At 53.3% G+C, this 2,558-nt stretch carries 2 protein-coding genes; one reads left to right on the top strand and one right to left on the bottom strand.

Annotation, left to right across the window (positions count from 1 at the left end):
- Window positions 1-632: 632 nt before the first annotated feature.
- Entirely contained in the window at window positions 633-1,970 is a 1,338-nt protein-coding gene (gene ltrA / locus KKE17_15710; GenBank protein MBU1711443.1) for a group II intron reverse transcriptase/maturase, read from the top strand.
- Between the two features lie 252 nt (window positions 1,971-2,222).
- On the opposite strand, the gene KKE17_15705 is transcribed toward ltrA, so the two are convergent.
- Window positions 2,223-2,558 (bottom strand): hypothetical protein (locus KKE17_15705; protein ID MBU1711442.1); only part of this gene is annotated, 336 nt, incomplete at its 5' end.

Raw genomic sequence — 2,558 nt, 5'->3', positions numbered from 1 at the left:
TCCCTCGGTGCCGCATTTTGTGGAAACAGAAGACCGGGCCTGAAGCCGTATTGAGCCAACGCCAATTGGCAAGACAGGTAGTCTCTTAGAGAGGTATGTTGACTAACGCCATGGCAGAGGTAAGCCAAAAGCGGACTTGACCGTACGCAGTAACAGTTAGATATCTGGCGGGTTAAAGTCCCGTCCGGGGAGTTGTCCGTACACCCCGGTAGTTCAAGGGAGCGGCGTTCTGGTAACAGAGGGTCGTAAGTTCCCAATTGGCAAAGCAGCAGGCCGTAACGAAAGTGAACCTATATGTAGCCTCGTTACTGCTTGAAGATGCCGACCCTCTGGTCATATGGGGAAGGCCGTTGTGCATGGGCTCTGAAAACGGAATCGGCCCGTGTGATCTTCCGGGGTAGCAGGGATGGCATGTTGTGGAAGATATTCAACCCAGTGCTGGAGACCCGCTGCGGTGATGTTGAGGAACATCAACCAGGGTGTATAAGGAAACGAAATCACGCTGGGTCGCATCGGGAGTCGGAGGGGCTTATATAACCGTTTGAGGGTCTGGGACAACATAACCCGGCCCGAGGGAAGGAGCCCTGCTTTGTTCACGTAACCGAAGGGCGGAGGATAGAGGGATTGCAGAGATGCTAAAAACCCCGGAAAATATCAGAACGCTACAGAGGAAGCTCTACCGCAAGGCCAAGCAGGAACCAGCCTGCCGCTTTCACGCCTTATACGACAAGGTCTATCGGGGTGACATCCTCAGTCATGCCTATGCCCTTGTCCGCGCCAACAGGGGGAGTGCCGGGATTGACGGCCTTACCTTCGAGGCCATTGAGGAACAGGAAGGGGTGGCCGCATTCATCGCGGAGCTGGAAGAAGCACTGAGAAACAAGACGTATAAGCCCGATCCGGTAAAAAGGGTCATGATCCCGAAAAGCGACGGCAGTCAGCGCCCTTTGGGTATTCCGACCATCCGGGACCGGGTGGCGCAGATGGCCACGAAACTGGTCATCGAGCCGATCTTCGAAGCGGATTTTTGCGAAACCTCGTACGGATTCAGACCGAAGAAGTCAGCCCACGATGCAGTCGATGACGTAGCTTATGCCCTGAATACCGGGTACCCAGAAGTCATCGACGCCGATCTCTCCAAGTACTTCGATACCATCCCCCATTCCAATCTCATGGCCGTTGTCGCCGAACGCATCTGTGACGGGGCGATTCTGCACCTGATCCAGATGTGGCTCAAGGCCCCGGTCATGGAAGAGGACAAGGACGGCACGAAGCGGAATATCGGCGGCGGCAAGGGCAACCGCAAGGGGACACCACAGGGCGGAGTCATCTCGCCGCTGCTGGCTAATCTCTACCTGCATATTTTAGACAGGATTTGGGAAAGGCACAATCTGCAACAACGGTTGGGTGCCCGCATCGTCAGGTATGCCGATGACATCGTTATCCTCTGCCGGAAGGGCAAATCCGGCGAGGCCATGGCCGTTTTAAGGCAGATCCTGGAGCGGTTACAGCTCACCTTGAATGAGGGTAAGACCAAGATCGTCAATGCCTACAAAGGGAAGTTCGATTTTTTGGGGTTCACCATCCTGATGGGGAAAAGCAGAAGAACAGGGAGATCGTATCCCCATGTTCAACCATCGAAGAAGTCCTTGCGAAAGATCAAAGATCGAGTGACCGAACTGACGCGACGCGTGACAACGGTAAAACCGCTGGCAGGATTAGTGCAGGAGCTTAATGCTACCGTGCGAGGGTGGGCGAGCTATTTCCATTATCGCAACTGCAGCAAGACATTGACCAACGTGCGTGGTCATGTTGAAGAACGGCTTCGAACTCACCTGCGTAAGCGCCACAAGATCAGAGATCGGGGCGCCGGTTATGCCTTGTTTACGAGCAGAATCCTGTACGAAAAGTACGGTCTGTATCAAGTGCCGACAACAGCGGCTTGGACGAAGGCGCATGCTTTGCGGTGAAGAACATCGGAAAACCGTGTGCGGGAAAACCGCATGCACGGTTTGATGAGGGGAGGTTGATGGACGATCGGCTTGGTGGACACGTAGTAGCCGCGTGCGGCGAGACGTCAATGAAAAGTCACGGGCACAGATTTGATATCAGCTTCCTACTCTACCCTTTCATACCCTTTCAGAAAGTTTGAGTTTAAACAAAAAAAAGGGGCTGCCCCGCCTTGGGACAGCCCCTTTGCTCATCATGGCCGGATTAATTGGTTAATTGGTATAGTAAATGGTCGTGAGTGAAGTCCCTTCGTTTTGTTTGTTCACGGTTTTTTGACCACCGCTGCTGAAGACACTGTAGTCTCCGCCAGTTCCAACGACTTTAGCCTCTAGACCCTCCTGCTGCACATTTAAAACAGCCCCGCTTACAGCCGGCGACAGTTCAACGTTGTCAGAGTGCAAGGTTACAGTCATATCAAACCTGGTCTGATCTTCAGCAAATCCTCCAGATCCATTCCATTGTTCTGTGGTAATGGCATTGATGAGAGACGAGGGCATACGGTTCATTCCTCCCATACTAACAGCCATGCTGACGGCAGAGAGGTAATT

It is taken from the genome of Pseudomonadota bacterium (assembly GCA_018823135.1).
In the GTDB taxonomy this organism is placed as follows: domain Bacteria; phylum Desulfobacterota; class Desulfobulbia; order Desulfobulbales; family CALZHT01; genus JAHJJF01.
Note: the sequence above shows the minus strand (reverse complement) of the source record. Positions and strands in the feature narration are given on the sequence as shown.